Raw genomic sequence first — 4,870 nt, forward strand, 5'->3', positions numbered from 1 at the left:
TCCCTCCCTCGGGACCGGATTTGACTATTGCCATGACCACGCGAAGGACGAATGGAGCATCTCCTCCGTCGCGGCCAATGTCCGCACCCAGCGGGTCGCCCTGACCGCGATGGGCACGCTCATCGTCGGCATCAACGGCGTTACCCCCACGGGAAAACTGCATGTCGCCGACAATGACCCGAAGATTTTTCTGGAGGACACCGGCGGCGACAAGGCCAACTGGTCGGTTCGCAACGCCGACAAGTCGTTCATCATCCGCGATGAATCAAACGCCACGGACCGGTTTCGCATCGACGCCGGGGGATCGACCATCGTCGGCTCGGCGGCGGCCCTCGCGACCACCGCCACGGATGGATTTCTCTATATCCCGGCCGGGGACGGGGCGCCCGTGGGAACCCCGACGGCCCAGACCGGAAAGGTGCCGCTCTATTACGACCGGACCGGCCATCGGATCTATGTCAACGACGGCGGCTGGAAGTCGGTGACGCTGGCGTAGCGGTTGATCGAAGAATGGTTTTTGTGTTAATGTCATGAAACAAAGCGAGGGGCTTATGGAGGCAACAGAGGTGATCGTCTGGTCGGTCGGGGGAGTCGCGGCGGCGGGGGCCACCATCGCCGCTTATATCAACGGCCGCTCGTCCAAGGCCATCGACATCGGCAAGGAGAACCAGGTGGACATCGCCCGCCTGCGCGCCCATGTCTCCGAGAATTACACCACCAAAGACGACACCCGCACCCTGGAGAGCAAGATGCAGCACACGCTCGACCGCGTTCATTCCAAGATCGAGGCCGTGGACGCCAAGCTCGACCAGATGCCGCAGATGATTTTTAACATCATGAGGGGCGGCCAATGAGATGCAACGAGGCGGGCCTTGCGTTAATCCGTGAATTTGAAGGACTGAGTCTTAAGCCGTACTTCGACTCGGCGGGAATTCCCACGATTGGACATGGACACACCACCGGCGTCCGCATGGACATGGGGGCGATCAGTGAAGCCACCGCCGAGATGTTCCTCGAACGGGATGTGGCCATCGCCGAGCAGGGTGTCAGCCGCATTGTCCGCGTGGCGTTGAACGAAAATCAGTTCTCCGCAATGACCTCGTTTGTGTTCAACATCGGCGCCCAAAAACTCATCGGCACCAAGACGCTCAACTGCCTCAATCGCGGCCTGTATGCCGAGTTCGCCGACCGCCTGCTCATGTGGACCAAGGCCGGGAACGTCGAGTTGCCCGGACTGGTGAAACGACGCGAGGCCGAACGCAAACTTTTTCTCACGCCAGTATCCGCATGATCCTCGCCTCCTTCATCAAAGACTGCCTGACCGGAAAGGACGGCGAGTCGTTCGACATCGGCCGCGCCCTCTGGATGGCCGGGGCCCTGGCGTTCATCGGACTATCTCTTTACTCACTCTACCGGGGCGGGGCCTTTGACCCCATCAACTGGGGGACGGGCTACGGGGCGATCCTCGGCGGCGGCGGGGCCGGGGTGGCCATGAAATCCAAGACGGAGCCGGACGCATGAAAATTCCCATTCCCTCCATCCCCACGAATTACTTCTTGATTGCCGCCGCCGTGATTGGCTTCGGGGCAGGTTGGACCATTCAGGGCTGGCGATGGGACGCCTCGGAGAAGAAGGCCGTCGAGGCCGCGATAGAACAGCAGGCCGCCGACATCGAAAAGGCGAACGCCAAATCATCCGCATTGGAACGGGAACTTGCCGGCCAAAACGAACTCAACCGAACACTTCAGGGAAGGATCACCCGTGAAACACGCAATCCCGCTTATCGTTGTCGCGTCCCTGCTGACGGGGTGCGAATACTTGATGCCGCTCGCACGGGCAAAGCCCCCGGCAAATCTGACCGCTGAATGCCCAGAACTGACGACGGTCGCCATCGCCGACCTGGGCGAACTGTTGCAAGTCTGCGTGGATGATGCCGCCATGTACCGGGCGTGCGCGGCAAGACACAAGGCCCTGTCCGAATGGGCCACGCAATGACCATCGGACCCCGGCTGAACAACTACAACCGTCGCATGTTGCAAAGCGAGAAAATGCGGGTGCTGAAGGGATTGAATCAGTTCAACCCAAAAGGCGTGCCGTCGGACGGGGGATTCGCCACCGTGCTCGCTGTGACGCTGGGATGCGTGGTGCTGATGGGGGTGATGGAGTTGGGAAAATAGCCCCTCCGCTCCGAATCTGCTCGGCCTCTGGTGAAGGGATGGAAACCGTCATCTTCTCCGCGTTCATCGCGTTGGGGCGTCATGAGACGGCATACCCCAACGCGATGAACGCTGCGAAGCCGACGGTGAAGACGAGTCAAGGGAGCCTATGCTCTTTTGGGCATTTCAGCCGTTCGTGGCCGCCTTGTCGAGTATTAATTTCTCCTGGGCCTTCTGAAGCGTTCGACGCGCCCGCTCCCACAACCTCGCCTCCCCATGCCTGAGCAACGGCAGCATCTTCTCCATCTCAGCCAGATACACACGGGCGAAATCGGGATCATGGATCGCAATGCTTTCCATGTTGTCGATCAGGTCGGCGAGTTTGATCGTGGCCCCCTCCGGTGAGGACCGGGCCAGATGCTCGCGGTCGAGCGATTTCCTTGCTTCTCGATTGCCATCATTCGGGCGTGAAACATCCGTCACCTCCAACACAAGATCCGTCACTCGGTCGCCAAACGCTTCCCGCATTTCCTCTTCGGTCACATCGGTGTCTTCGAGAACGTCATGCAGAATGGCGGCGGCGATCATTTCTTGGTCGTCGGTGTGTTCCGCGACGATTCTCGCCACATTGGAGCAATGGACGACATACGCCTCGCCGGAGTATTTCCGCGTTTGACGACGATGAGCGCACATCGCAAAGCCGAAGGCCAGAACGGCCAGAGATTTGTTTGAGGATTCTTCGGCCAAGCTCATCGCTTTCTTCCGGCCGCAATGTCCGCAACGGCCAGCCGAACATCCTCCTCGGACAATGTCCATCTATCCTTGTCCAGGCGGGAGATGACCTTGTTCTTGAAGTCGATGTGCATTCTGTCGGCCAGTTTGTCGTCGCCGAGGGCGTCGGCCAGGATGGCAAGCGCAAGCTGGCTTGGCCCGCTGCCTGAATATCCCCAATTGAAACCATCCGGACTATGGTCCCGGAGATCGTTGCGTGGATTGAGCGGATACCCGCCGCCCTCATGTGTCAGGTCCAGAACCATGACCTCGCAGCCGTCTGGTGTCTTGTCAGCGGCGTAGTGCTTCATGCCACCTCTCTTTCATTCAGGACTTCTTTCATGAGCATCGAGATTGACAGCAGATGGATGCCCGCCAGCGAAAGTGACGCGGCCAGCAGGATGACAAGGGGCAGGCCGGTCAGGAATTTCCAGACGAGAACCGCGTTGGCGAACCAAGCCAGCATGACGAAGGCTTCAAGCAACAATCTCCTGAGTTTCACCCGGCGTCTCTACCCTCCGTTGGTTCATACCCGACCACCCGCCTTAATCCCAGCGAAGCCAGCACCGTCCCCCCGGCTCTCGCCGCCCGTGCAGCACGTCTCCGACGTAACCGCCGGAGATGGCGTGTGCCCCGGCACAGGCCTTTTGCGAGTCGGCCTTACGGTATTGCTCGCGGAGCATTTTGCGTATTTGTTTTTCCGTCAACATGTGAATTAGCGTTAGCACGTCTTGGTGGCACGCGCAAGCAGATGTGATGGGAGGATGAGCGAAAAATGAGACCCCAAAGCCCCCGCGCAACATCCGTCCCGCGAGCCATTACTTCCCCGTGGAGGCCGATGAAAGAAACCGGCCTCCCGAACAAGGAGCGAGTGATGATCCGCAAGACAATAATCTCGGGAGTGCTGGCCGCAGGCTCTTTCGCCGGAATGGTTTTCAACCCGGGTTCAGCCGACGCCGCCCCGCCCGCAAGTGGCCCGGCATACGGACAGGCTTACGGGCCAAACGTCGGCCCCTTCCCGCCCCGGGGGCGCGACCGGCACGACGACCGGGACATCGATTGGCGCAACCGGGCAAAGTTCCAGGTGGTCGTCCAACATCGAGGTCACTGGGACGTGGTGGAATCCTTCCGCGACCGGGATGACGCCCAACGGCTGGCCTGGCGGTTGGAGCGACAGGGGCAGAACGCCGAAGTCAGGCGGGTGGGGTAAGTGCTTGAGGACTCCCGGTCACGCCGGGAGCCAGACCTTCCACAAGTGGTCGCGGGTGACACACTGATTTTTCAACTCACAGAGTGCTGGATGGCAAAGGGAGATGGGTCTGAATCAGCCAGAGGAAGGCTGGGACGCTGACGCTGAATCATTTAAGGCCGAAGTGCTTGCGCCGATGAAGACGCTGTCACTTCAATGCCTTGTGACACTCGATCAACAGGACGATGTTCGAGGCGGTAAGGTTTAGGGCATATGCCGCAAGATGGGCCGGGATGGCTATCGGGGTCGGCCCCTGGCCAGGGCCTGTAATTTCTTTTGTGTCAGGGTTGTAGGGAACGGTAGTTGCAGTCACTGGCCGGTGGCCTTGGGCATCCGGCCTTCAAACATCACGGCGAAGTGGTTCAAGGCTGCCTTCCAGCCAACGATGGGCATCGTCCACTTCTTCGATGCCTCATGGATCGCCAGGTAAACCAGTTTCAGCGCCGACTCCGCGTTCGGGTACTGCTTCCGGTTCCGCGTGAACTTCCGGATCACGCTGTTCACCGACTCAATCGCATTCGTCGTGTAAATCGCCTTGCGGATCGCGGGAGGGAACTCGAACATGGCGATGATGTCGTTCCAGTGCAGCCGCCATTGCCTTCCGATGGTCGGATATTTGCCGCCCCACGTTTGCTCGAACTCATCCAGTGCCTGCTCCGCCTCCGCCGTCGAGGCGGCCTGATAAATCTTCCTC

Annotated in this window: 12 protein-coding genes and 1 pseudogene; 8 read left to right on the top strand and 5 right to left on the bottom strand. The window is 59.9% G+C overall.

The features are described from left to right. From BGIM_RS54270 to BGIM_RS0136465, 7 genes and pseudogenes are all read left to right on the top strand, one after another. Positions 1 to 496: pseudogene (locus BGIM_RS54270) on the top strand (hypothetical protein); the annotation flags it as partial. A gap of 55 nt (positions 497 to 551) precedes the next feature. Then, a complete protein-coding gene (locus BGIM_RS0136445; protein WP_020476607.1) occupies positions 552 to 854 on the top strand; it encodes a hypothetical protein in 303 nt (100 codons plus the stop codon). After that, a complete protein-coding gene (locus BGIM_RS0136450) occupies positions 851 to 1,291 on the top strand; it encodes a lysozyme (protein ID WP_020474574.1) in 441 nt (146 codons plus the stop codon). Before BGIM_RS0136445 ends, BGIM_RS0136450 begins: the two co-directional genes overlap by 4 nt. Continuing rightward, positions 1,288 to 1,521 carry a hypothetical protein gene (locus tag BGIM_RS0136455; protein ID WP_020474575.1) on the top strand — a complete coding sequence of 78 codons (234 nt, stop codon included), beginning with the start codon at positions 1,288 to 1,290 and terminating at the stop codon, positions 1,519 to 1,521. Before BGIM_RS0136450 ends, BGIM_RS0136455 begins: the two co-directional genes overlap by 4 nt. Next, on the top strand, positions 1,518 to 1,865 hold the full coding sequence (locus tag BGIM_RS0136460; RefSeq protein WP_020474576.1) for a hypothetical protein: 348 nt from the start codon (positions 1,518 to 1,520) through the stop codon (positions 1,863 to 1,865). Before BGIM_RS0136455 ends, BGIM_RS0136460 begins: the two co-directional genes overlap by 4 nt. Continuing rightward, positions 1,822 to 1,995: a hypothetical protein gene (locus BGIM_RS63880; protein WP_157369680.1), complete on the top strand. Its 174-nt coding sequence runs from the start codon at positions 1,822 to 1,824 to the stop codon at positions 1,993 to 1,995. Before BGIM_RS0136460 ends, BGIM_RS63880 begins: the two co-directional genes overlap by 44 nt. Continuing rightward, on the top strand, positions 1,992 to 2,177 hold the full coding sequence (locus BGIM_RS0136465) for a hypothetical protein (RefSeq protein WP_020474577.1): 186 nt from the start codon (positions 1,992 to 1,994) through the stop codon (positions 2,175 to 2,177). Before BGIM_RS63880 ends, BGIM_RS0136465 begins: the two co-directional genes overlap by 4 nt. Before the next feature lie 165 nt (positions 2,178 to 2,342). On the opposite strand, the gene BGIM_RS0136470 is transcribed toward BGIM_RS0136465, so the two are convergent. From BGIM_RS0136470 to BGIM_RS63890, 4 genes are read right to left on the bottom strand one after another with little or no spacing between them, the layout of a single operon-like run. Continuing rightward, complete coding sequence (locus tag BGIM_RS0136470) at positions 2,343 to 2,909, bottom strand: HD domain-containing protein (protein WP_020474578.1); 567 nt, start codon at positions 2,907 to 2,909, stop codon at positions 2,343 to 2,345. After that, positions 2,906 to 3,238 (bottom strand): DUF6166 domain-containing protein, encoded by a 333-nt coding sequence (locus tag BGIM_RS0136475; protein WP_020474579.1) that lies wholly within the window; start codon positions 3,236 to 3,238, stop codon positions 2,906 to 2,908. The genes BGIM_RS0136470 and BGIM_RS0136475 overlap by 4 nt, the downstream gene beginning before the upstream one ends. After that, complete coding sequence (locus BGIM_RS63885) at positions 3,235 to 3,429, bottom strand: hypothetical protein (protein WP_157369681.1); 195 nt, start codon at positions 3,427 to 3,429, stop codon at positions 3,235 to 3,237. The genes BGIM_RS0136475 and BGIM_RS63885 overlap by 4 nt, the downstream gene beginning before the upstream one ends. 43 nt (positions 3,430 to 3,472) lie before the next feature. Then, positions 3,473 to 3,637 (bottom strand): hypothetical protein, encoded by a 165-nt coding sequence (locus BGIM_RS63890; RefSeq protein WP_157369682.1) that lies wholly within the window; start codon positions 3,635 to 3,637, stop codon positions 3,473 to 3,475. A gap of 128 nt (positions 3,638 to 3,765) precedes the next feature. Between BGIM_RS63890 and BGIM_RS0136490 the strand changes: the two genes are divergently transcribed. Then, complete coding sequence (locus BGIM_RS0136490; RefSeq protein WP_020474581.1) at positions 3,766 to 4,137, top strand: SPOR domain-containing protein; 372 nt, start codon at positions 3,766 to 3,768, stop codon at positions 4,135 to 4,137. 348 nt (positions 4,138 to 4,485) lie between these two features. Here the strand turns inward: BGIM_RS0136490 and BGIM_RS54275 are convergent. Beyond that, on the bottom strand, positions 4,486 to 4,870 hold a 385-nt coding region (locus BGIM_RS54275), incomplete at its 5' end, for an IS256 family transposase (protein WP_020474583.1).

The organism is Zavarzinella formosa DSM 19928 (genome assembly GCF_000255705.1).
Taxonomy (GTDB): domain Bacteria; phylum Planctomycetota; class Planctomycetia; order Gemmatales; family Gemmataceae; genus Zavarzinella; species Zavarzinella formosa.

What these genes read in the sequence shown, in the direction of transcription:
- BGIM_RS0136475 (WP_020474579.1), bottom strand. Translation starts at nt 3,238, where the DNA reads ATGAAGCACTACGCCGCTGACAAGACACCAGACGGCTGCGAGGTCATG.
- BGIM_RS0136455 (WP_020474575.1), top strand. Translation starts at nt 1,288, where the DNA reads ATGATCCTCGCCTCCTTCATCAAAGACTGCCTGACCGGAAAGGACGGC.
- BGIM_RS0136490 (WP_020474581.1), top strand. Translation starts at nt 3,766, where the DNA reads ATGAAAGAAACCGGCCTCCCGAACAAGGAGCGAGTGATGATCCGCAAG.
- BGIM_RS63890 (WP_157369682.1), bottom strand. Translation starts at nt 3,637, where the DNA reads ATGTTGACGGAAAAACAAATACGCAAAATGCTCCGCGAGCAATACCGT.
- BGIM_RS0136465 (WP_020474577.1), top strand. Translation starts at nt 1,992, where the DNA reads ATGACCATCGGACCCCGGCTGAACAACTACAACCGTCGCATGTTGCAA.
- BGIM_RS0136460 (WP_020474576.1), top strand. Translation starts at nt 1,518, where the DNA reads ATGAAAATTCCCATTCCCTCCATCCCCACGAATTACTTCTTGATTGCC.
- BGIM_RS0136445 (WP_020476607.1), top strand. Translation starts at nt 552, where the DNA reads ATGGAGGCAACAGAGGTGATCGTCTGGTCGGTCGGGGGAGTCGCGGCG.
- BGIM_RS0136450 (WP_020474574.1), top strand. Translation starts at nt 851, where the DNA reads ATGAGATGCAACGAGGCGGGCCTTGCGTTAATCCGTGAATTTGAAGGA.
- BGIM_RS63880 (WP_157369680.1), top strand. Translation starts at nt 1,822, where the DNA reads ATGCCGCTCGCACGGGCAAAGCCCCCGGCAAATCTGACCGCTGAATGC.
- BGIM_RS0136470 (WP_020474578.1), bottom strand. Translation starts at nt 2,909, where the DNA reads ATGAGCTTGGCCGAAGAATCCTCAAACAAATCTCTGGCCGTTCTGGCC.